Origin of the sequence: Luteimonas terrae, from assembly GCF_004358165.1 — a bacterium.
Classification (GTDB): Bacteria; Pseudomonadota; Gammaproteobacteria; order Xanthomonadales; family Xanthomonadaceae; genus Luteimonas; species Luteimonas terrae.
This window is the reverse complement of record NZ_SMTG01000007.1, coordinates 1-20,262: the sequence shown is the minus strand read 5'-3', so window position 1 is coordinate 20,262 and position 20,262 is coordinate 1. Positions and strand designations below refer to the sequence as shown.

The 20,262-nt window shown below is 70.1% G+C and carries 19 protein-coding genes; 12 read left to right on the top strand and 7 right to left on the bottom strand.

Features of this window, described 5'->3' with window-relative positions; translation table 11 throughout:
- Window positions 1-57: 57 nt before the first annotated feature.
- Window positions 58-2,646, bottom strand: coding sequence for a hypothetical protein (locus E2F49_RS14620; protein ID WP_133394571.1), 2,589 nt, complete (start codon window positions 2,644-2,646; stop codon window positions 58-60).
- 268 nt (window positions 2,647-2,914) lie between these two features.
- On the opposite strand from E2F49_RS14620, the gene E2F49_RS14615 reads away from it, so the two are divergent.
- The 6 genes from E2F49_RS14615 (at window position 2,915) to E2F49_RS14590 (ending at window position 7,155) form a co-directional block, all read left to right on the top strand.
- Window positions 2,915-3,709 (top strand): ABC transporter ATP-binding protein, encoded by a 795-nt coding sequence (locus E2F49_RS14615; RefSeq protein WP_133394570.1) that lies wholly within the window; start codon window positions 2,915-2,917, stop codon window positions 3,707-3,709.
- Window positions 3,709-4,452, top strand: coding sequence for an MlaE family lipid ABC transporter permease subunit (locus E2F49_RS14610; RefSeq protein ID WP_055250457.1), 744 nt, complete (start codon window positions 3,709-3,711; stop codon window positions 4,450-4,452). The genes E2F49_RS14615 and E2F49_RS14610 overlap by 1 nt, the downstream gene beginning before the upstream one ends.
- A 69-nt stretch (window positions 4,453-4,521) precedes the next feature.
- A complete protein-coding gene (gene mlaD, locus E2F49_RS14605) occupies window positions 4,522-5,076 on the top strand; it encodes an outer membrane lipid asymmetry maintenance protein MlaD (RefSeq protein ID WP_133394569.1) in 555 nt (184 codons plus the stop codon).
- A 5-nt stretch (window positions 5,077-5,081) separates the two neighbouring features.
- The gene (locus tag E2F49_RS14600) at window positions 5,082-5,744 is read left to right on the top strand and encodes an MlaC/ttg2D family ABC transporter substrate-binding protein (RefSeq protein ID WP_484496909.1); all 663 of its coding nucleotides are present in this window, start codon (window positions 5,082-5,084) and stop codon (window positions 5,742-5,744) included.
- Entirely contained in the window at window positions 5,744-6,031 is a 288-nt protein-coding gene (locus E2F49_RS14595; RefSeq protein ID WP_133394568.1) for an STAS domain-containing protein, read from the top strand. The genes E2F49_RS14600 and E2F49_RS14595 overlap by 1 nt, the downstream gene beginning before the upstream one ends.
- Window positions 6,032-6,072: 41 nt before the next feature.
- A complete protein-coding gene (locus tag E2F49_RS14590) occupies window positions 6,073-7,155 on the top strand; it encodes an MlaA family lipoprotein (RefSeq protein ID WP_133394567.1) in 1,083 nt (360 codons plus the stop codon).
- A 199-nt stretch (window positions 7,156-7,354) separates the two neighbouring features.
- Here the strand turns inward: E2F49_RS14590 and E2F49_RS14585 are convergent, their stop codons facing one another.
- Both E2F49_RS14585 and E2F49_RS14580 read right to left on the bottom strand, forming a co-directional pair.
- Window positions 7,355-7,897, bottom strand: a complete 543-nt coding sequence (locus tag E2F49_RS14585) for a glutathione peroxidase (RefSeq protein WP_133394566.1) — start codon at window positions 7,895-7,897, stop codon at window positions 7,355-7,357.
- 9 nt (window positions 7,898-7,906) lie between these two features.
- Complete coding sequence (locus E2F49_RS14580; protein WP_133394565.1) at window positions 7,907-9,349, bottom strand: DNA recombination protein RmuC; 1,443 nt, start codon at window positions 9,347-9,349, stop codon at window positions 7,907-7,909.
- Window positions 9,350-9,431: 82 nt separating this feature from the next.
- Between E2F49_RS14580 and E2F49_RS14575 the strand changes: the two genes are divergently transcribed.
- From E2F49_RS14575 to E2F49_RS14560, 4 genes are read left to right on the top strand one after another with little or no spacing between them, the layout of a single operon-like run.
- On the top strand, window positions 9,432-9,680 hold the full coding sequence (locus E2F49_RS14575) for a hypothetical protein (protein WP_133394564.1): 249 nt from the start codon (window positions 9,432-9,434) through the stop codon (window positions 9,678-9,680).
- A 22-nt stretch (window positions 9,681-9,702) separates the two neighbouring features.
- Window positions 9,703-9,945, top strand: a complete 243-nt coding sequence (locus E2F49_RS14570) for a DUF1653 domain-containing protein (protein WP_133394563.1) — start codon at window positions 9,703-9,705, stop codon at window positions 9,943-9,945.
- On the top strand, window positions 9,942-10,340 hold the full coding sequence (locus E2F49_RS14565) for a VOC family protein (protein WP_133394562.1): 399 nt from the start codon (window positions 9,942-9,944) through the stop codon (window positions 10,338-10,340). The genes E2F49_RS14570 and E2F49_RS14565 overlap by 4 nt, the downstream gene beginning before the upstream one ends.
- 53 nt (window positions 10,341-10,393) lie before the next feature.
- Window positions 10,394-11,533: an alpha/beta fold hydrolase gene (locus E2F49_RS14560; RefSeq protein WP_133394561.1), complete on the top strand. Its 1,140-nt coding sequence runs from the start codon at window positions 10,394-10,396 to the stop codon at window positions 11,531-11,533.
- Window positions 11,534-11,773: 240 nt separating this feature from the next.
- Here the strand turns inward: E2F49_RS14560 and E2F49_RS14555 are convergent, their stop codons facing one another.
- The 3 genes from E2F49_RS14555 to E2F49_RS14545 form a co-directional block, all read right to left on the bottom strand.
- Window positions 11,774-12,922: an aldo/keto reductase gene (locus E2F49_RS14555; RefSeq protein WP_133394560.1), complete on the bottom strand. Its 1,149-nt coding sequence runs from the start codon at window positions 12,920-12,922 to the stop codon at window positions 11,774-11,776.
- Window positions 12,923-13,048: 126 nt separating this feature from the next.
- Window positions 13,049-15,142, bottom strand: coding sequence for an SMP-30/gluconolactonase/LRE family protein (locus E2F49_RS14550; RefSeq protein WP_133394659.1), 2,094 nt, complete (start codon window positions 15,140-15,142; stop codon window positions 13,049-13,051).
- A gap of 160 nt (window positions 15,143-15,302) precedes the next feature.
- Window positions 15,303-16,472, bottom strand: coding sequence for a class I SAM-dependent rRNA methyltransferase (locus E2F49_RS14545; RefSeq protein ID WP_133394559.1), 1,170 nt, complete (start codon window positions 16,470-16,472; stop codon window positions 15,303-15,305).
- A 246-nt stretch (window positions 16,473-16,718) separates the two neighbouring features.
- Between E2F49_RS14545 and E2F49_RS14540 the strand changes: the two genes are divergently transcribed.
- The gene (locus E2F49_RS14540; protein WP_133394558.1) at window positions 16,719-17,684 is read left to right on the top strand and encodes a TerC family protein; all 966 of its coding nucleotides are present in this window, start codon (window positions 16,719-16,721) and stop codon (window positions 17,682-17,684) included.
- A 44-nt stretch (window positions 17,685-17,728) separates the two neighbouring features.
- Here the strand turns inward: E2F49_RS14540 and E2F49_RS14535 are convergent, their stop codons facing one another.
- Window positions 17,729-18,931, bottom strand: a complete 1,203-nt coding sequence (locus E2F49_RS14535) for a GGDEF domain-containing protein (RefSeq protein WP_133394557.1) — start codon at window positions 18,929-18,931, stop codon at window positions 17,729-17,731.
- Between the two features lie 101 nt (window positions 18,932-19,032).
- Here E2F49_RS14535 and E2F49_RS14530 point away from each other — a divergent pair, with 101 nt between their 5' ends.
- Complete coding sequence (locus E2F49_RS14530) at window positions 19,033-19,830, top strand: rhomboid family intramembrane serine protease (RefSeq protein ID WP_133394556.1); 798 nt, start codon at window positions 19,033-19,035, stop codon at window positions 19,828-19,830.
- Window positions 19,831-20,262: the final 432 nt, after the last annotated feature.

The following is a 20,262-nucleotide window of genomic DNA, read 5'->3' as shown; positions in this document are numbered from 1 at the left end:
CGGCGCGGGCGACGTCAGTCGACGCCGCCCGCGGATGTGGCCGTCAACGCGACGCGGTCAGAAGTAGCCCAGCACCATGTCGGCCTGCGACTGGCTCAACGTGCCGGCCTCGACCGCATCGGCCACCGAATCGCGCACCGCGCCCGACCACGTGTCGCCATAGCCGCTGGTCATCTGCGCGAACATCTCCAGGCGCTGGTCGCCGCCCTCGGCGAGCAGACGCAGCACCTCGGCGCGATAGGCCGGATCGTCGTTGTTCTTCAGCAGATTACCGATCTCCATTTCCCAGCTCATCGAACTGCCGCTGCGGTTGTAGTCGGCCAGCGCCTGCTCGCGCTGCTGCGCCGCATCGCCGAACAGCTCCGGCGACACCGACTCGGCCAGCGAGGCGGCTTCCGGATAGCGGTTGCCGACATAGTCGCGATAGAACGTCGCGGCCTCGCCCGGGTTGGTCGGCGCGTAGGACGAGATGCCCATCAGGTCCCAGGCGAAGTTGGGATCGTCGGCGGCGAGCGCGGCGGCGAAGTCCTGCACGTCGCTGCCACGGATGCCGCAGGCTTCGGCCACTTCGGTGAACCTGCCGGCCAGGCCCGGGGCGCCGCCGATGTCGGGATAGGCCATGAGCAGCGATTGGACCTGATCGGGCGTGAGGTCGAGCGTGTCGGCCATCTCGAACAGCTGCTTCGACGCACTGATCATGCCGTCGACGATCGACGGGTCCACGCCGGCGGCGGTGAGGTACTTCTCGAGGGTCTCGCGTCGCTCGTGGCCGTTGATGACCTCGCCGGCGAACGAGCCCGCGGCCGAGATCACCGCGCCGATGCCCGACAGGATGAAACCGGCAGGCGCGACCGGGGTGAATTCCAGCGCGCTGCCCAGCACGCCGATCACGTCGCCGACCATCGCGACCGCATAGCCGGCGTTGCCGTCGGCGGCATGGCTGAAGCTGTTGGCCAGCGAAGCCGAGTTGGCGATCAGGCCCAGGCCCGGCGCCAGCTTGGCGGCGAATCCGGCCGCGCCCGCAAAGCGGCCGGCGGCCTGCGCGGCCTCGCCGACGGCGGCCATGCCGCCCATGGTGCCGGCGACCAGACGGGCCGCGTTCTCGCCCGACTGGGCGAAGCCGGCCACCATGTTGACGTAGTCCTCGTTGGTGCCGGCGTTGACCGCGCCCACGGCGCCCAGCACCACGCCCGCACCTGCAACCGCACGCATGAGCGGCGAGACGTTCTGGTACTGGTTGAGATAGCCCTGCATGGCGCTGACGTCGCCGCGTGCGGCGGCATCGAGCAGCTGCGTGCCGATGCGGTAATCGTCGATGCCGGCCTTGGCCGGCCAAGCCTGCACGAGGCTCTGGAATGCGGTCTGGAACTGCGCCGAGGCCGCCGACACGTCGCCGTTGTTGCGTTCGAGCAGCTGCGCCATCGCCGAGGACGCCGCGTCCTCGAGCACCGGGCCGGAGAGTTGGTCGAACCCGGCGAAGGCTTCGGCCAGCGCCGAGGTCGGCCCGCCGGCGTTGATCTCGGTCAGCAGCGCGATGACCTCTTCGCCGCGGCCGTCCTGCGCCAGACCGGTCATCGCATCGACGACCTGCTCGGCCACGGCGGGATCGCGCACCGCCGCGTCGAGCACGGCGTCGGTGTTCCGGGTGACGTAGTCGGCCAGGGCGGCGGTCGTTTCGGTCAGCCGCGTATAGGTGCCGACGTTCTCCGGATCGGTGCGGAACGCGGTCACGAAGGCCGCCTGCTGCTCTGCGGTCATCGGCCCGGCCTGGGCCAGGAGGTTGCCGAGCTGTTCGTCGAGTCTGGCGACGTCGTCGGCAGCCTCGGTGCGCGCGTCGAGCACGTTGCCCAGTTCGGTGGCGGTCGTGCGGGTGGTCTCGGTCGCGCCGACCTGGCCGATGCCGGCGCGGCCGGCCACATCGGCCCAGCCGGCCTGGTCGTTGCCGAGGGCGCGGATGTCGGTCTCCGACAGCACGCCGCGATCGACGGCCGCGCCGATCGCCAGCGCGAAGGCCTCGCGTCGCGCGTCGGCATCGAAGGAGGCGTTGGCGTTCGTCACCACATAGCCGCTGTCGGTGCGCTCGAAGAGCCCGCCGTACATCGGGCTGACGACCTGTTGCAGCACGCCGTCCTCGTTGGCGAGGCGCACCAGTTCGGCGAGGTAGGCCGGGTCGCCGGCGTTGGCGGCCATCAGATCGCCCAGCGCGTGCTGGGACATGATCGCCTGGCCTTCAACGCGCTCGGCGTAGTCGGTGGCCGCGGCGGCGACCTGTTCGCTCGTGCTGCGGCCCGACGGTTCGACCGTGACTCCCGCCGGACCGGCGCCGGCCTGCTGCTCGAAGGTCTCGCGCACCGAGGCCGGGCTGCGGGTCTGTACCGCGGACAGGACGTCATCGGCACCGAACACCGGCGCCAGTCGCTGCAGCTGTCCGGCATCGAGCTGCGCGGCGAGGCCGTTCAACAGATCGGTGCGCTCGGTGACGCTGAGGTTGGCGACGTCCTCGGTCAGCGTGGCCTGCTGCTCGGGCGTCATCGCGTCGACTGCGGGGCCGGTCGTCAGCGGGTCGGCCTGGCGCAGGACGTCGAGCGTCGGCGGAGGCGGCGGTGGCGGGGTGTAGTCGCGACTCGCTTCAACCGGCATGTTCATGGCAGCAGTTCCTCCCCGCGGGATGTCGCGGCAGCGCGCCTGTTCTACGCGCGCGCCCGTGAGGCGACAGCTGGGGTGCGCCCTAGTCGGCGCGTGGCGGATATCGCCGCTTCAGCCACGTCGTACCGGCACACTGCGCCCCGCCAGCGGGACAATTTCTGTACTCGCCAGTACACCGACTGGGTTAAGATTCAGTTTGTTCCCGCCATCCTCTGCGGGTTTCGCGCGTCCGCCGCGCGAACTTTCCGTCGACACCGCCGCGAGTCGCATGCCCGAAACCACCGCCCCAGCCGTGCAGTTGCGCGACGTCCGCCTCGATCGTGGCGGTCGCACGATCGTGTCCGGCATCGACCTGACGGTGCCGCGCGGCAGCATCACCGCGGTGCTGGGACCGTCGGGCAGCGGCAAGTCGACGCTGCTTTCGGCGTTGACCGGCGAGCTGCAGCCGGCCGCAGGCACGGTGGAGGTCTTCGGCCAGCGCGTGCCGGTGCGCAATCGCGAGCTGCTGGAACTGCGCAAGAGCATCGGCGTGCTGCTGCAGGGCAACGGCCTGCTGACCGATCTGACCGCCGGCGAGAACATCGCGCTGCCGCTGCGCCTGCACACGAAGTTGCCCAAGCCGGTGATCGCGCGTCTGGTCGCGATGAAGCTGCAGGCCGTGGGTCTGCGCGCGGCCGGTGATCTGTATCCGCGCGAGCTGTCGGGCGGCATGGCGCGTCGCGTGGCGCTCGCCCGTGCGCTCGCGCTCGATCCGCCGCTGATGATCTACGACGAGCCGCTGACCGGGCTGGACCCGATCGCCTCGGGCGTGATCATGAGCCTGATCGGCCGCCTCAACGCCTCGCTCGGGCTGACCAGCATCATCGTGACGCACCACGTGCACGAGACGCTGCCGGTCGCCGACCACGCCATCGTGATCGCGAACGGCCGCATCGTCTTCCAGGGCACGCCGGCCGCGCTCGAGGCCAGCGACGATCCGCTGGTGCGCCAGTTCCTGCGCGGCGAGCCGGACGGCCCCATCGCATTCGACCGCGGCGATCTCGCCCGCACGGAGGCTGTCTGATGAGCGCCGCGATCCGCTCGCTCGGCCGCGCCGGGCTGTTCTCGCTGTCGGTGTTCCGGGCCTCGAAGCCGACCGCCGATTTCTTCTCCGAACTGCTGCGCGAGATCTACAAGATCGGCGGCCGCAGCCTGCCGATCATCGCCGTCGGCGGCGCATTCGTCGGGCTGTCGCTGACGCTGCTGGGCTATCGCGCGCTGGAAACCTACGGCGCCAGCAACCAGGTCAGCGTGCTGATCGGGCTGGGCCTGTACCGCGAACTGGCGCCGGTGCTGACCGCGCTGCTGTTCGTCGGCCGCGCCGGCAGTTCGATCTCCGCCGAACTCGGCCTGATGCGCGCGACCGACCAGATCACCGCGCTCGGCCTGATGGCGATCGACCCGGTGGCCAAGGCCGTCGCCCCGCGTTTCTGGGCCGCCGTCATCTGCGTGCCGCTGCTGACCGCGTTCTTCTGCAGCCTGGCGCTGTCGGCGAGCTGGTTCCAGGCGGTGCAGGTGCTGGGCATCGACAACGGCATGTTCTGGCAGTCGATGCAGGACGCGGTCGATTTCCGCGGCGATTTCCTGACCGCGTTCGTGAAGTCGGCGGTGTTCGGCGGCACGGCGGCGCTGGTGGCCTCGTATGTCGGCTTTCACGCCGAACCGACCATCGAGGGCACCTCTGTCGCGACGACGCGCGCGGTGGTCAATGCCTCGCTGCTGGTGCTGATGTTCAATTTCGTGATGTCGGCATTCCTGTTCCGCTGAGCGCGGCAACCTGAATCCGGTTCCTTTATTCACTGCCGCGTCCGGCAGTCCGCTGCAAAGGTGACACCCATGACAAGCGCGCGTGGTCCCCGTCTCGAATTCGCCGTTGGCGCCTTCCTGCTGCTGGCGCTCGCCTCGCTGCTGGTGCTGGCGATCGCCTCGACCAACGGCCAGTTCAACTTCAGCCGCGGCGGCAGCTACGACCTCACCGCACGCTTCACCAATCTCGGCCAGCTGCGTCCCAACGCGCCGGTCAAGGTGGGCGGCGTGACGATCGGCCGGGTGACGGACATCGATCTGGACCCGGTGAAGTTCGATTCCATCGTCACGCTGTCGATCGAGGACCGCTTCAACGAGATTCCGATCGACACTTCGGCCTCCATCCTCACCGGTGGTCTGCTGGGCGAGAGCTACGTCGGCCTGGTGCCGGGTGGCGACATGGAAGTGCTGCAGCCGGGCGAGGAACTCGTCTTCACGTCGCCGGCGGTGGATCTGATCCAGATGGTCGGCAAGTACATGTTCGGTGGCGGCGGCGGTGATGCCGGCGCCACACAGCCTGCCTCGCCCGAGGCCGGCACCGCGTCCCCGGACGCTCCCCACAGTGACGAAGGAGTCACCCCATGATCCGCATGCCCCTGATCCGTCGTGCCCTGCCGATCGCACTCGCGGCGGCGCTCGTGCTCCCCGCCACCACCGTGCTCGCGCAGCAGGCCCGTCCGGCCGCGCCGGCCGCCGCCGCGCAGGCCGGTTCGCCCAGCCAGCTGGTGCTGTCGAACACCGAGCGCGTGCTCAAGACGCTCGAATCGCGCCGCGCCGAATTCACCCGCGACCGCGGCGCGCTGACGACCTTCGTCAACAGCGAATTCAACGCGATGTTCGACCGCGACTACGCCGCGCGCCAGGTGCTGGGCCGTCACGGCCGCGGCGCCGCCGAGGCCGACGTCAAGGCCTTCGGTGACGCGCTGGCCGACAACCTGATGCGCAAGTACGGCTCCTCGCTGCTGGACTTCAACACCCAGCTGCGCGTACGCATCAAGTCCGAGCAGCCGCTGCCGCGTGGCCTCGGCGTGCGCGTGTCGAGCGAACTGCTGCGCAGCGGCGGCGAGCCGATTCCGGTCGACTTCCTGATGCGCCAGAGCGGCGGCACCTGGAAGGTGTTCGACGTGTCGGTGGAAGGCGTGTCGTTCGTGCAGACCTTCCGCCAGCAGTTCGACGCCGAGCTGCAGCGCAAGTCGATCCAGCAGGTCGCGCGCGAGCTGCGCAGCGGCCAGATCCAGGCGACTGCCGAGTGATGGCCGCGGCCACCGCTTCGGTCCGTCGCGAAGGCGATGCGCTGGCGTTCGCCGGCGCGGTCGTCGCCGCGCACGTGCCGGCGCTGTGGTCGCAGGCGCAGGCCGGCCGCGCGGGTGTCGCGCGGCTGGACCTGACCGACGTGTCGGCGCTCGACAGCGCCGGCCTCGCCTTGCTGGCGGAGCTTGCCGGTGACGGCGCGCTGGCCGTCGACGGCACGCCGCCGGGACTGGCCGAGCTGTGCCGCGCCTACCGTTTGACGCCCACGCTGGCCTTCGTGTCGGCATGACCCTTCCGCGATCCATCCCCGCCCCCCACGGGACTCCGACGATGTCGAGCCTTGCCCGCTTCCGTTTCCTGCTGCCGCTGGTCGCGTCCGTGGCGCTCGCCGCCTGCGCGGGCACCGGGGCTCCGAAGGACCGCGTGCCGTCGCCGGTTGCCGATACAGTTACCGCACCGGCGCCGCAGACGGCCGATGTGCCGACGGCCGCCGAGGCCGATGCCGCGGATGTGCCGGCGGCGCCCGACACCGCCGTCGCCATCGAAGCCTTCGACGAGGCCTCGCGCGTCGCCGGCGATGCCACCCCCGCCGACGGCACGCCGACCCAGGCCGAGCTGGACTACGCCGATCTCTACGGCGATTCGATCTACGACCCGGTCTATGACCCCACGCTGCCCGAAGCGGCGCAGATGCCGCGCAGCTACGACCCGTGGGAACCGCTGAACCGCAAGGTCTTCGCGTTCAACAGCGCCGTCGACCGCGGCTTCGCCAAGCCGCTGGCGCAGGCCTACGCGAAAGTGGTGCCGCGGCCGATCCGCCTGGGCGTGACCAACTTCTTCCACAACCTCGGCCAGCCGGTCAGTGCGCTCAACGCGCTGCTGCAGGGCCGGCCGAAGGCCGCGGGCCAGTCGCTGGGCCGCTTCCTGCTCAACAGCACGCTGGGCATCGGCGGCATTTTCGATCCGGCCAGCGACGCGAAGATTCCCGACCAGAGCGCCGACTTCGGCCAGACGATGGGCGTGTGGGGCTGGCGCAATTCGCGGTATCTCGAACTGCCGCTGTTCGGGCCGCGCACGCTGCGGGACGGCTTCGGCCTGGTCGGCGACGCGCCGCTGTCGCCGCTGCGCCAGGTCGGCGACGACCCGGTGCGCTACGGCCTGCAGGGCCTGCAGCTGGTCGATCTGCGCACGCGTCTGTTCGCCGTCGACAGCATGCGCGAAGGCGCCACCGACGAGTACGCGCTGATCCGCGACGCGTGGATGCAGCGCCGTGCCTACCAGATCCAGTCGGTGCGTCGCCCGCGCGGCGAGGAAGAAGAGAACCTGCCGGACTACCTCTACCAGGACGACGCCATGCCGACCGTTCCGGTCGACGTGATGCCGGTGGTGCCGCTGTCGCCGACGCCGCCGTGAGGCGCGCTGGCTGTTGAAATGGAAAAGCCCCGCGAAAGCGGGGCTTTTTGCTTGACGCTTTCCCCCCGCTCGCGGGGAAGGTCGGGATGGGGCGAACAGGGGGGGGCGCCGATGACCCTGAAGCCGTCATTCCGGCGAAAGCCGGAATGACGGACCTGGGGATGTCGCAACACCCTGACGCTTTGGATCCCTCACACCATCACCCCGCCAGCGCCGCCTCCACCGCCGCGCGCACGCGCGGGTCGTCCGCCGGGACATCGGGTGCGAAACGGTCGACCACGTGGCCGTGCCGGTCGACCAGGAACTTCTCGAAATTCCACAGCACGCCCGGCGCCGGGTTCGGCGTGCCATAGGTGCGCAGCTTCTCGCGCATCGGGCCTTCGCCGGTGGCTTCCGGCTGCGCGGTCGTCAGCGCCCGGTACAGCGGATGCATCGCATCGCCGGTCACGGCGATCTTCGAGAACATCGGAAAGCTGACGTCGTAAGTCAGGCTGCAGAACTGCTGGATCTCCGCCTCGCTGCCCGGCTCCTGGCCGGCGAAGTCGTTGGCCGGGAACCCCAGCACCTCGAAGCCCGCGTCGCGCTTCTCGCGGTACAGCGCTTCGAGGCCTGCGTACTGCGGCGTCAGCCCGCACTTGGACGCCGTGTTGACGATCAGCAGCACCTTGCCGGCGTGGTCGGCCAGCGTGGCGTCCGCGCCGTCGATGGTCTTGAGCGGAATGTCGGTCAGCGGTGCGGTCATGGCGTGCGCTCACGCGGTCTCGTCGCTCTCGTCGCCCGCCACGTCGTCGAGCGCATCGCCCAGCAGCGCCTGCGCATCGGGTCCCGGCAGCGACTCCACGCCGCGCAGCTGGCGCTCGATCGCGCGCGTGCGCACGCCGGCGGCCTTGATGCTGTTCTGCACGGTGCCGAGCTGCGAAGTGGCCTTCTCCAGCACGGTCGCGAACTTGCCGAACTCGGTCTTCACCGCGCCCAGCACCTGCCAGACCTCGCTGGAGCGCTTCTCGATCGCCAGCGTGCGGAAGCCCATCTGCAGGCTGTTGAGCAGGGCGGTGACCGTGGTCGGGCCGGCCAGCACCACGCGATGTTCGCGCTGCAGCAGATCGGCCAGACCCGGGCGTCGGATCACCTCGGCGTACAGGCCTTCGGTCGGCAGGAACATCACCGCGAAGTCGGTCGTGTGCGGCGGGCAGACGTACTTGTCGCAGATGGATTTCGCCTGCACGCGGATCGCGCGTTCCAGCTGCGCAGCCGACGTGCGCACCGCGTCGGCGTCGCCCTTCTCCTGGGCGTCGATCAGGCGCTCGTAGTCCTCGCGCGGGAACTTCGCGTCCACCGGCAGCCACACCACCGTGCTGTCGTCGCTGCGCCCGGGCAGGCGGATCGCGAAGTCCACCGCCTCGGCGCTGTCGGGCTTCACCCGCACGCTGCGCGCGTACTGCTCTATCGTCAGTGTCTGCTCGAGGATGTTCTCCAGCTGCACTTCGCCCCAGCCGCCGCGGTCCTTGACGTTGGTCAGCACGCGCTTGAGATCGCCGACGCCGGTGGCCAGCTGCTGCATTTCGCCCAGACCGCGCTGCACCTGTTCGAGACGTTCGGACACGATCTTGAACGACGCATCGAGACGCGCGTTGAGCGTGGTCTGCAGCTTCTCGTCCACGGTCGCGCGCATCTGTTCGAGCTTCGCGGCATTGTCGGCCTGCAGGCGTTGCAGCTGCTGGTCGAGCGTGGTGCGCATCTCGCCGATGCGCTGCTCGTTGCGCTGGGTCAGGTCATCCAGACGCCTGCCCAGCGCCTCGGCCGCATGACGCTGCTGCTCTGCGCCCTCGGTGCGCGCCTTGCGCGCGTCTTCGGTCAGCGCGCTGCGCAACACGCCCAGGCGCTCGTCGGTGGTGCGGGTGAAGCTGTCGAGCCGCGCATCGATGCGCGTGGTCAGTTCGTCCAGGCGCTGGTCGGTCCGCGCGGCGACGGCCTGCAGCTGCGCGCCGAAGGCATCGATGCGCTGCGCCTGCGACGCGGCAGCGCCCTCCAGCTGCTGGCGCAGTTCGCCGCGGCCGTCGCGCTGTTCCTCGCGCAGCACACGCTCCAGTGCCTCGCTGCCGGTGCCCGGGCGGCGCAATAGCAGCACGACGAGCAGGACACACGCCGCAACGGCGCACAACAGGATCAACACGAGCAGCAGATGGGTATTCATGCCGCAGATTCTAACGACCGGGGTCTCACCGGCTGCGCCTGCATGCGAAACTCGCACCCCGACGATGTGCAGGGCGACGACGATGCAGGGCGACCGCCCCGACCACGCGAGGCCACACCCCGCAGCGCGGGCGCTGACGCTGGCCGGGCGGATGCTGTTGCTGTCCGGGCTGGGCGTGCTGGTCGCGTTCTTGCTGTTCTCGACCGACGACGGCGCGCGCATGCTCGGCCGCGTCGTCGGCATCGCCATTGCGCTGCCCGGCCTGCTGGTGCTGTGCGCGGGCCTGCTGGTCGCGAAGGCCACCCGCCCGGACCCCGATCGCCTTGAATAGAAACTCGCCACAGGAGCGCCCGATGTCCGACCTGCCGCCGTTGCCCGCGCTCGCGCCGGGTCGCTACCGCCACTACAAGGGCCGCGACTACGACGTCGTCGGCGTGGCGCGCCACAGCGAGACGTTCGAGCCGCTCGTGGTCTATCGCCCGCTGTACGGCGAGGGCGCGTTGTGGGTGCGCCCGCACGCGATGTTCGTCGAGACCGTCGACGTCGACGGCCGCGCATTGCCGCGCTTCGCGCCGGTGACGGAGGGCGTGCGATGAGCGACGTGCCCGCGATCGCGCTGCGCCAGGTCGCGGTGACCGTGTCCGATGTCGACGCCGCACTCGGCTTCTACCGCGACATCCTCGGGCTGGAATTCCTGTTCCGTGCGGGTCCAGGCCTGGCCTTCCTCGATGCCGGTGGCGTGCGGGTCATGCTCAGCACGCCGCAGGGCGCGGGGGAGCCCGGCCGCAACTCGGTGCTGTACTTCCACGTGCGCGATGTCGTGCGCGTGTTCGAGGGGTATGTGGCCAAAGGCGCGCAGTCGGAGCGTGCACCGGCGCTGGCAGCGCGGATTCCCGATCACGATCTGTGGATCGGCTTCCTGCGCGACCCCGACGGCAACCTTGTCGGCCTGATGGAGGAAGTGCGCGGCGAGGCGCGAGACGCCGGCTGAGCAGGGCCCCGATCAGCGTGCGATAGTCGCGCGCAGACAGGGGAGGTTCGACGATGCGACAGGTTCCGTTGCGCGGTGCGGTACTCGCAGTCTCTTTCGCGCTGCTCGCAGCCTGCAGCAGCACATCGTCGCAGCCGCCGGCACCGCCTGGCCTGTCCCCGACACCGCAGTCGACCGCGCCGCGTGTCGACACCGGCACGCTGGCGGGCGCGCCTTACCGTTTCGAGATTCCCGCCGGCTGGAACGGCGAACTGGTCGTGCTGCTGCACGGCTACGAGCCGCGCGGTGTGCCCCGCGATGATCCGTGGCCGGCGGATCCGGCGACTGCGATCTTCCTCGCCCGCGGCTATGCGGTCGCCGAGAGCGCCTATGCCTCGCAGGGCTGGGCGGTCGGCGACGCGATCAACGACAGCGAGCGCCTGCGCGCGCAGGTCGTCGCGCGTCATGCGCCCAAGCGCAGCTGGCTGGTCGGCATGTCGATGTGCGGACTGGTCGCGATCGAAAGCCTGGAGCGGCACGGCGCGCATTACGACGGCGCGCTGTCGCTGTGCGGGGCGAACATTCCTTCGGCGCGGGTGTTCGCCGACACGCTGCGTTCGCTGGCGGCGTTCGACGTGCTGTTCCCGGACGCGGGCCTGCCGGGGGACGGACTGGCCGATGCCGCTGCCTTGCCGCTCGACGACCCGCGCGCCGATCAGCCGGCGGTGATGCAGGCCATCGCGACGGCAATGGCCGGAAATCCCGACGCGGCCGCGAGGCTAGCGCGCGCACTGGAGGTGTCACCCGACGCACTCGCCGGCACGCTGAGCCTGCACGTGCTGCTGCAACGCGAGGCCATCGCGCGGGCAGGCGGCCTGCCGGTCGGCAATCGCGACACCGTCTACAGCGGCTTCGGCGACGACGCGGCGTTCAACGCCGCGGTGCGCCGCTACGATGCGGACCCGAAGGCCACGGCATGGCTCGCCGACACCGGCAATCTGCGCGGCACACTCGAGAAACCGCTGGTGCTGCGCTACAACCGCGTCGATCCGACGATTCCGCCGCGCTACCAGAGCGTGTATCCGGCAATGGCCGCCGCAGCCGGCCGCGCCGGACACATCACCGTCGTATCGCCTTCAGGCGAGGGGCATTGCGCGTTTTCACCCGAGCAGGTGATCGAGGCCTTCGATGTGCTGGTGCGTACAGCGGGTTGAGACGCGTCCTTGCTGACGCCGTCGTCGATCCGGAGGCAGGTCGCTCCGCTTCTTCCCCCGCCTGCGGGGGAAGGCCGGGATGGGGGCGAACGACCCGATTTCGGTGTTGCTGATGTCCTGTGAAGCGGGCGCTCTGGATCCTGGTGTTCGCGCGCGTCTGACAGTTTGCCCCCACCCAACCCTCCCCCGCGCGCGGGGGAGGGCTCGGATGCGCATTGCGCGCAAATCGCGCCTACGGAATCACGCCGCGCCGGGCACCGGCGCATTCGCGGCGATGATCTTCGCCTCGCGCAGATCCGACCATACGCCGGCCGGAATCGCGACCGACATCGACTCGATGTTCGCCGCCACCTGCGCGGCATTGCGCGAACCCGGCACGATCGCCGAGACCACTTCCGGCGCGTTCGCGAACTGCAGTGCGACCGTGCGCAGGTCGACGCCGTGCGACCGCACAATCTCCTCGGCTTTCGCGCGCTTCTGCTTCGCGTCCGGCGGCACCGGCTGCGCGCCGTAGAGGTAGCGGTCGCGGCCGGCGAGGAAGCCCGCGAGCAGCGGCGAGCCGACGATCACCGAGATGCCGCGCGTGGCAAGGTTCGGGAAGGTGTGCGCGAGCGCGCGCTCGTGGTCGAGCAGCGAGTACTGGCAGGCGAGCAGGAAGATGTCCGGGTCGGCGACCTCGATCGCGCGCATCGCCGGATCCGGCGTGTTGACGCCCATGCCCCAGGCCTTGATCAGGCCTTCCTCGCGCATCTTCGTCAGTTCCGGGAATGCGCCGGTGCGCGCCTGCTCGAAGTATTCGAGCCAGCGCTCGCCCATGTCGCCATTGTCGGGCGAGAGGTCGTGCACCAGCACGATGTCGAGCGAATCGATACCCAGGCGCTGCAGGCTGTCCTCGACCGAGCGGCGCGTGCCCGCGGCGCTGTAGTCGTAGGCATAGGCAAACGGCGGCGGGTCTTTCCAGCTGACCTTGGGCGTCTCCCTGGTCGCGGTCAGCACGCGGCCGACCTTGGACGAGATGACGTATTCCTCGCGCGGCTTCTGGCCGAGCACGTAGCCGAAGCGCCGCTCCGAACGGCCCAGCCCGTACCAGGGCGAGGTGTCGAACAGGCGCATGCCGCCGTCCCAAGCGGCTTCGAGCGTGGCCGCGGCGTCCTCTTCGGTGACCACCTGCCAGTTGTTGCCGAGCGGAGCGCCGCCAAGCCCGACACGACCGGTCGGCCGGTATTTGCGACCACCGGCCGGATTCGTCGGCAGCGGGCTGCGGCCACGCGTGCCCTGCGTCGGCAGCACGTCACCGGGACTGGTCTGCGCGTTGGCGATCAGCGGCGCTGCGGCGAGCGAGGCCGCGCCGAGCGCGGCGGCGGACAGGAAGGTACGGCGTGTGTGCATGACAGGCTCCGGTGCGGGGTTGGTGCGCACCGCCTCCCGTCCGCCTGCTGGCGACCCCGTTGATGCGCGCGTCTCCGGACTCTGCCAGCCGCACGGGCCAGGCGCCGTGAACCGCCGCTTTCGTGGTCAGTGCACGCGGAGCGGCAACTCGCGGGTCGCGGTGTTGCCGCTCGCGTCGCGCACCACGGCGCGCAGCACGTAGTCGCCGGGCGCGAGATCCCTCGGATCCCACAATGCGGGCTCCAGGCGCCCGTCGCGCACGGTGTTGTTGATCGCATAGCGGAAGCGCGTACGCGCGGCGCCGTGCACGGTGATGCCGCTGTCGCCGGCGTAGGCCACGCGCACTGCCTCGCGATGCGGCGGCATGCGGTCGAAGTCGATGGTGAAGCGCGGCGTCTCGAAACCGGGCATCGGCGCGCCATTCGCGTCGAGCAGTTGCCAGCCCAGCGTATGCAGGCCCAGGCGTCGTCGCGGCAGGTTGCCGTCCACCTGGTCCCAGGCTTCCACGACGATCTGCAGGCCGCCGCCCTCGCGCGCCACGACCACGCGACCGTCCTCGCGTGCGGTCAGCGGCACGTCGAGCGCATCCATCAGCATCACGTCGTCGATGCGCGGCACGACGGTGTCGGTGAAGTTGCGGAAGCCCAGCCCGACCGCGTTGCGCTGGTAGCCCGACGGTCCGAGGATCAGGTGCACGTGTGCCTGCGCGTTGATCGTGCCGATCGCCTCGCCTGCGCGGATGTGCGTGCCGCGCGGGATGCGGATCCGCATCGTGCGTCCATCGTCGCCGGGCACCTGCTGGAAACGCGGATCGAGCGCCTCGCCGCGTGGCGTGCGGCCGACGCGCATGTGCATGTAGGCGAGGCTGTCGATCGAGAGATTCTCGGCCTGGTCGCCGAAACCGGCGGCGGCGTAGGAACTCGCGACCTTCTCGTCGGCGATCGCCAGGACCGTGCTGCCGACATCGCCGCGCACGTCGAAGCCGGCATGCAGATGGCTGCGCGATTCGCCGCGGAAGTTGCCGCGCACCTCGCCGAGCGTGCCGACGACTTCGTGCCAGCCGTCCTGCGGCGCCAGCGGCCAGCGGCCGCGCGTGTCGGGATAGGCGGCATCGGGCGCGGGTCCCACGATCGCGTTGTCGAGGTTCTGCTTCGCGCGGTCCGGCCGCACCTGCACGATGCGCTGCACGCGATGCGCCGCCGCATCGGCGACCCACAACCGGCCGTGCGCGTCGAAAGCGAGACCGGCCGGACGCGCGAGGCGCTGCGCCATGTCGCGACCGGTCAGCACGTACGCGCGGCCGTCAGGCTCGAACTGCAGGACGCGACCGCGCGACAGCTCGCCCACATACAGACGCTGCTGCGCATCGATCGCGATCGAGACCGGCATCGAAGGTGCGGCATCGGCCTGATCGCCATAGGGCGCGAGCGTGGTCGTGACGCCGTCGGCGGTGATGCTGCGCACCGCGTTGTTGCCGGTGTCGGCGACCCAGACGATGCCGTCGGCATCCACCGCGACGCCGCCCGGCGTATCGAAGCGCGCAGACGCGCCGGGACCGTCCTCGAGACCGGGGCGACCGTCGCCAGCGAGCGTGCGCACCACGCCCTGCTCGATCACGCGGATGCGGTCGTTGAAACCATCGGCCACGTAGACGCGGCCCGCGGCATCCACTGCGACACCGGTCGGTGCATGGAAGCGCGCCTGCAGCGCAGGGCCGTCGGCGAAGCCGGCCTTGCCGGTGCCGGCAAGTGTTGTCACCCGGCCATCGACGCCGATCGCGCGGATCGCGTGGTTGCCGGTGTCGGCGACGTACAGCGTGCCGGCCGCGTCGATCGCCAGGCCCGAGGGCGTGTGGAAGCGCGCGTCACCGCCGACGCCATCGACGAAACCTTCAAGGCTGCCGGCGAAGGTGTCGACACGGCCGTCGGAATGCAGGCGACGGATGCGGTTGGAGGCCGCACCTTCGGCGACGAAGGCGGTGCCGTCGGCTGCGACGACGATGCCGAAAGGATCGTCGAAACGTGCGGTTTCACGCGTGCCGTCGCGGACACCGCGGTGACCATCGCCGGCCACCTGCTCGATGCGTGCCGGCAGTCCCGCTGGCGGCAGCGCGAGCGGCGGCCGTTCGACGGTGCGCCACTCCCACCAGACACTTACGGCCAGTGCCGCGAGCGTGAGTGTCGCGACGATCCACAACGCCCGCCGGAAACCGGGCCGCATCGTGCGCGTCACGCGGGTAGAACCTGTTCAAGGTCCGTCGCGAGCGCAGCCGGGTGGCGCGTGGCGGAGCGCAGGAAGCGCAGCGCACGAGCGGTACGTGAGCATTCCGAGCACCGCACGCGCGCCAGCTGGCAAGCGCAGCAGGACATTGGACAGGTGCTCAGTCGATCACGCGGCAGAAGACCGCCTTCAGATAACGCGATTCCTGCACATGCGCGAGGAACGGATGATCCGCGCCCGCGCCGGCGACCTTCAGCACCTGGATCGTGCGGTTCGCGTAGAACGCCGCGCGGCGCAGCATGTCGAGGAACTGCTCCTCGCTGACCAGGCCCGTGCACGAGAACGTCGCGAACAGGCCGCCCGGCTTGACCACGCCCAGCGCCAGCTTGTTCATGTCGAGATACTTCTTCAGCGCCGGGATGACCTGGTCGCGGTCGCGGGTCATCTTGGCCGGGTCGAGCACGACGACATCGTAGGTATCGCCCGCGTTCGCCGCATCGCGCAGCCACGGAAAGATGTCGGCCTGCACGAACCGGATGCGCGCATCGTTGAGCCTGGCATTGCCCTTGGCGATCTCGATCACGTCCTCGTCGATGTCCACGCCGACGACTTCGCTGGCACCGCGCGCGGCGGCGTAGACGCCGAAGCCGCCGGTGTTGCAGCACAGGTCGAGCATGCGCTTGCCCGCGACCTGGCGGCTCAGCCACTCGCGGTTCTCGCGCTGGTCGGCGAAGAAACCGGTCTTGTGCGCGCCGGCCGGGTCGGCGCGGAAGCGCACGCCGTACTCGGTGATGATCGCCGGGTCGGCGGGCACGCTGCCGCGGTAGTCGAAGCTCTCCTGCTTCTGCACGTGTTCGTCGGCGAAGCTGTGGAAGCGGCAACCGGGGAACTGCTCGCTCAGCGCTTCGTAGATCCACTCGCGGTGACGGAACGCGCCGGCGCTGAAGAATTCAACGACCAGCAGGTCGCCGTAGCGGTCGACGACCAGACCGCTGATGCCGTCGCCCTCGCTGTGCACCACGCGCCAGGCGTCGGACACGTCATCGAGCTTGAGCACGTCGCGACGCAGCGAGACCGCCTCGGCGATCTTGCGCGAGAACCAGCCGGCATCGACCGGCACGTCCGGGTTCGTTTCGAGGATGCGCACCGCGATGCGCGAATGGCCGTTGTAGAAGCCGCGGCCGATCCAGTCGCCGTCGACCCCGACGACCTCGACGATGCTGCCCGGCTTGGGGCGCTGCGCGGGCTTGTCGACCAGGCGCTGGAAGATCCACGGATGGCTGGAACGCCAGGCGTTCTTCAGGCGTACGGTCGGGTTGGGTGTGTTCATCCCTGAGATTTTACCGCGTGCACTTGCCCGTCACGCGGTGGCCCCGCAGAATCCGCCCCCGAAGGGGAGTAGCTCCCAGCGTGCAGGCCGTCATTTCGAGCAGCGATGCTCCGGTCCCACGGCAGTCCACCCGGACTGTGAGCAAGACCTTCGCCGCAATGGCGAAGGCATGTCCCCGGTTCCGAAACCCCGGTTCCCGACGATGCCCGCGCCATGCGGACCTCCTCCACATGTTCGGGAATTTCGATGGACACGATTGGCAACGTCTGGTTATGGGCCGGCTTCGGCGGTCTGGTGGTGGTCGCATTGCTCGTCGACCTGGTGCTGATGCGCCATGGCGGCGCGCACAAGGTGACGTTCAAGGAGGCGTTGTGGTGGAGCCTGGGCTGGGTGGCCCTGGCGCTGCTGTTCAACGCCGGCCTGTGGTGGTACCTGCACGAGACCGCGGGCGCCGCGATCGCCAATCGCGTGGGTCTGGAATTCCTGACCGGCTATCTGGTCGAGAAGTCGCTCGCGGTCGACAACATCTTCGTCTTCCTGCTGCTCTTCACCTTCTTCGGCGTGCCCGAGGAGCAGCGCCAGCGCGTGCTGATCATCGGCATCCTGCTGGCGCTGGTGCTGCGCGCGGTGCTGATCTTCGTCGGCGCCGCGCTGCTGGCGAAGTTCCACTGGCTGCTCTACGTGTTCGGTGCGTTCCTGCTGCTGACCGGCGTGAAGATGTGGTTCGCCGCCGGCAAGGAACCGGATCTGGAGAACAACGTCGTGCTGCGCTGGATGCGCGGGCACCTGCGGCTCACCGACGGCTACCGCGGTTCGGCCCTGCGCGTGCGCGAGGGCGGCGCTTGGGCCTACACGCCGCTGTTCGTGGTGCTGGTGCTGATCGGCGTGATCGACGTGATCTTCGCGGTCGACAGCATCCCGGCGATCTTCGCGATCACCACCGATCCCTTCATCGTGCTGACCTCCAACGTGTTCGCGGTGCTGGGTCTGCGCGCGATGTTCTTCATGCTCGCCGGCATGGCCGACCGCTTCCACCTGCTGCCCTACGGTCTGGCGGTGGTGCTGGCCTTCATCGGCGCGAAGATGCTGATGATCGACATCTACAAGATCCCGGTGCTGTGGTCGCTGGGCGTGGTCGCGGTGATCCTGGGCGTCACCGTGGCGCTGAGCCTGGCCAGGCCGCCGAAGTCGACGCCGATGACCGGCGGCTGACGTGTCCGGCGCGCACCGTGGCCGGATGACCGGCCGCGGTGCGCTCAGGCCGGCGTGGGCGGCATGGCGACTTCGACGTCGCGGTCGATCACCCGGTTGCGGCCCGCGCGCTTGGCCAGGTAGAGGCGGCGGTCGGCGATCGCGAGCAGGCGATCGAGTTCGGTCTCGCGGCCTGCGCGCACGTGGGCGATGCCGATCGACAGCGTGACCGCGACCACGTCGCCGTCGACCCGCACCGGATGGGTCGCCACCGCCCGTCGCAGCGCTTCGGCGCGCTGCAGCGCCTCGCCGGGCGACACGCCCATCAGCAGCATGCAGAACTCGTCGCCGCCCAGACGGCCGGCGATGTCGTAGGTCCGCAACGACGCCCGCATCGCATCCGCGACGGCGGCCAGTACGCGGTCGCCGACCGCATGGCCGTGGCGGTCGTTGACGGTCTTGAAGCCGTCGGCATCGATCATCAGCAGCGCCACCAGACCATCGCCGTCGGGTCGCGACAGGCGCCGCTGCGCACGTTCGACGAAGGCGCGCCGGTTGTGGATGCCGGTCAGCGCATCCTCGGCGGCCAGGCCCTCCAGCCAGCGCTGCTGGCGCTCGAACTGCATCAGCACGAAGGCGAAGGTCGCGAACAGCGGGGCCACCAGGAAGTACGCCAGCGCAAGCTGCTGGCCGACCGTGATCGACGCGTCGAACGCCGGCCCGCTGCGCGGCGCGACCAGCTGCTCGAACAGGCGGAGCAGGCAGACCACGGCCGCGCCGCCGAAGATCAGGATCACCGCGCGCTCCGGCCACGGCCGGCCCCGTCCGATGCCGCGCAGGGGACCGCGCATGCCCAGCAGAAGGGTCAGCAGCGCCGCGCCCCAGAACAGCGCGATGCGCTGCTCGGGCGCCTGGCCCGGCCACGACAGCGCAAGGGTCAGCGCGAACGGCGGCAGGTAGACGACAGCGGTCGGCGGACCGCCCGGTGCGGGACGCGCCTGCAGGCTGCGCAGCAGGGCACGCAGCATCGCGGCCAGACCGGCGAGCAGCAGGCCCGATGCGAGCGCCTGCGCCGCGCCGCCCGCAACGGTCACCGGCACCGCGAACAGCGGCCAGGCCAGCACCTGCAGCCCCAGGCCTAGACACCATTCGCGCAGGCCGTCGCGCGACCGGCCGCTGCGCTGGCGCTGCACCAGCCACGTCATCGCGGCCAGCGTGGCCGCCAGTCCGACGAACAACGTGACGAATGTGACCTGCCAGGCGTCCATGGCAGCGCGGGTCCTGTGCGACCGGGGCCGCGCACCGTAGCACCGGTCCCGTCGACCGAACCGGGACTTGCATCGCGGATGTTCGGCGCCATCCAGAGCGGATGCATCTCGACAGCCCCGATACCCCGACCGACCCCGTCGCCCAGGCCGCGCACGATCGCCGTCGGCTGTCGAACGCGCTCAAGGGCAGCGTCGCGTTCGTGCTGCTGCTGGTCATCGTGTTCGGGCTGCAGGGCGCCCTCGACTGGCGCCCGTTCGCGGTGCAGCCCTGGGACGCCGCCGGGCTGCTCGGCCTGCTGACCGCGCCGCTGCTGCACGGCTCGCCGGGCCATCTGATCGCGAACGCGAGTGCGCTGCTGCTGCTCGGCTCGCTGGCGCTGGCGGTGTATCCGCGCGCCACGCTGCGCGGTCTGCCGCTGATGTGGCTGGGCTCGGGCCTGGGCGCATGGCTGCTGGGTGATGCCGGTTCGCATCATCTCGGCGCCAGCGGCGTGACCCACGGCCTGATGTTCCTGGTGTTCGTGCTGGGCCTGCTGCGCCGCGACCGGCCGTCGATCGCCGCCGGCATGATCGCCTTCCTGTTCTACGGCGGCATGCTGCTGACGATCCTGCCGCAGGAACCCGGCGTGTCCTGGCAGTCGCACATGGGTGGCGCGATCGGCGGCGTGCTGGCCGCGTTCTGGTTCCGCCGCGCCGACCCGATGCCGCCGCGCAAGCGCTACAGCTGGGAGATCGAGGAAGAGGAGGCCGCCCGCGCCGCCCTCGAACAGCGCGAGACCTTCGAGCCGCCCGCACCGCACGACGTGCCGGTGCTGTGGGAACGGCCCGCGCCCGACGACACCCGCGGCGTGGTGCTGCGGTTTCCGGATCGGCGCGGCGGCAGTCGCGAAGAGAGTTGAGTTCCGCGGCCGACCCGTGGCGCCGCGACCGTCCTGCTTTCGAGCCCTCTCCCGCGCGCGGGGGAGGGTCGGGAGCGGGGCAAACGGTCGGAGGCGGACAAGTTCTCCAAGGCGGGGGGCCTCAAATGCAAAGCAGTTCGCTTGGGGTCGTCATCCCGTCACCGGACGCTTCGCCCCCACCCAACCCTCCCCCGTAAACGGGGGAGGGCTCGTAAGCAGGCACCGTGCATCCTTGGGCCCTCTCCCGCGCGCGGGGGAGGGTTGGGAGGGGGCAAACGATCGGAGGCGGACAAGTTCTCCAAGGCGGGGGGCTTCAAATGCAAAGCAGTTCGCTTGGGGTCGTCATCCCGTCACCGGACGCTTCGCCCCCACCCAACCCTCCCCCGTAAACGGGGGAGGGCTCGTATGCAGGCACCGTGCATCCTTGAGCCC

Coding starts and splice junctions, on each gene's coding strand:
- E2F49_RS14560 (WP_133394561.1), top strand. CDS start 10,394: ATGCGACAGGTTCCGTTGCGCGGTGCGGTACTCGCAGTCTCTTTCGCG.
- E2F49_RS14555 (WP_133394560.1), bottom strand. CDS start 12,922: ATGCACACACGCCGTACCTTCCTGTCCGCCGCCGCGCTCGGCGCGGCC.
- E2F49_RS14600 (WP_484496909.1), top strand. CDS start 5,082: ATGCCCCTGATCCGTCGTGCCCTGCCGATCGCACTCGCGGCGGCGCTC.
- E2F49_RS14550 (WP_133394659.1), bottom strand. CDS start 15,142: ATGCGGCCCGGTTTCCGGCGGGCGTTGTGGATCGTCGCGACACTCACG.
- E2F49_RS14620 (WP_133394571.1), bottom strand. CDS start 2,646: ATGAACATGCCGGTTGAAGCGAGTCGCGACTACACCCCGCCACCGCCG.
- E2F49_RS14585 (WP_133394566.1), bottom strand. CDS start 7,897: ATGACCGCACCGCTGACCGACATTCCGCTCAAGACCATCGACGGCGCG.
- E2F49_RS14595 (WP_133394568.1), top strand. CDS start 5,744: ATGGCCGCGGCCACCGCTTCGGTCCGTCGCGAAGGCGATGCGCTGGCG.
- E2F49_RS14575 (WP_133394564.1), top strand. CDS start 9,432: ATGCAGGGCGACCGCCCCGACCACGCGAGGCCACACCCCGCAGCGCGG.
- E2F49_RS14615 (WP_133394570.1), top strand. CDS start 2,915: ATGCCCGAAACCACCGCCCCAGCCGTGCAGTTGCGCGACGTCCGCCTC.
- mlaD (WP_133394569.1), top strand. CDS start 4,522: ATGACAAGCGCGCGTGGTCCCCGTCTCGAATTCGCCGTTGGCGCCTTC.
- E2F49_RS14565 (WP_133394562.1), top strand. CDS start 9,942: ATGAGCGACGTGCCCGCGATCGCGCTGCGCCAGGTCGCGGTGACCGTG.
- E2F49_RS14580 (WP_133394565.1), bottom strand. CDS start 9,349: ATGAATACCCATCTGCTGCTCGTGTTGATCCTGTTGTGCGCCGTTGCG.
- E2F49_RS14530 (WP_133394556.1), top strand. CDS start 19,033: ATGCATCTCGACAGCCCCGATACCCCGACCGACCCCGTCGCCCAGGCC.
- E2F49_RS14570 (WP_133394563.1), top strand. CDS start 9,703: ATGTCCGACCTGCCGCCGTTGCCCGCGCTCGCGCCGGGTCGCTACCGC.
- E2F49_RS14540 (WP_133394558.1), top strand. CDS start 16,719: ATGGACACGATTGGCAACGTCTGGTTATGGGCCGGCTTCGGCGGTCTG.
- E2F49_RS14545 (WP_133394559.1), bottom strand. CDS start 16,472: ATGAACACACCCAACCCGACCGTACGCCTGAAGAACGCCTGGCGTTCC.
- E2F49_RS14535 (WP_133394557.1), bottom strand. CDS start 18,931: ATGGACGCCTGGCAGGTCACATTCGTCACGTTGTTCGTCGGACTGGCG.
- E2F49_RS14590 (WP_133394567.1), top strand. CDS start 6,073: ATGTCGAGCCTTGCCCGCTTCCGTTTCCTGCTGCCGCTGGTCGCGTCC.
- E2F49_RS14610 (WP_055250457.1), top strand. CDS start 3,709: ATGAGCGCCGCGATCCGCTCGCTCGGCCGCGCCGGGCTGTTCTCGCTG.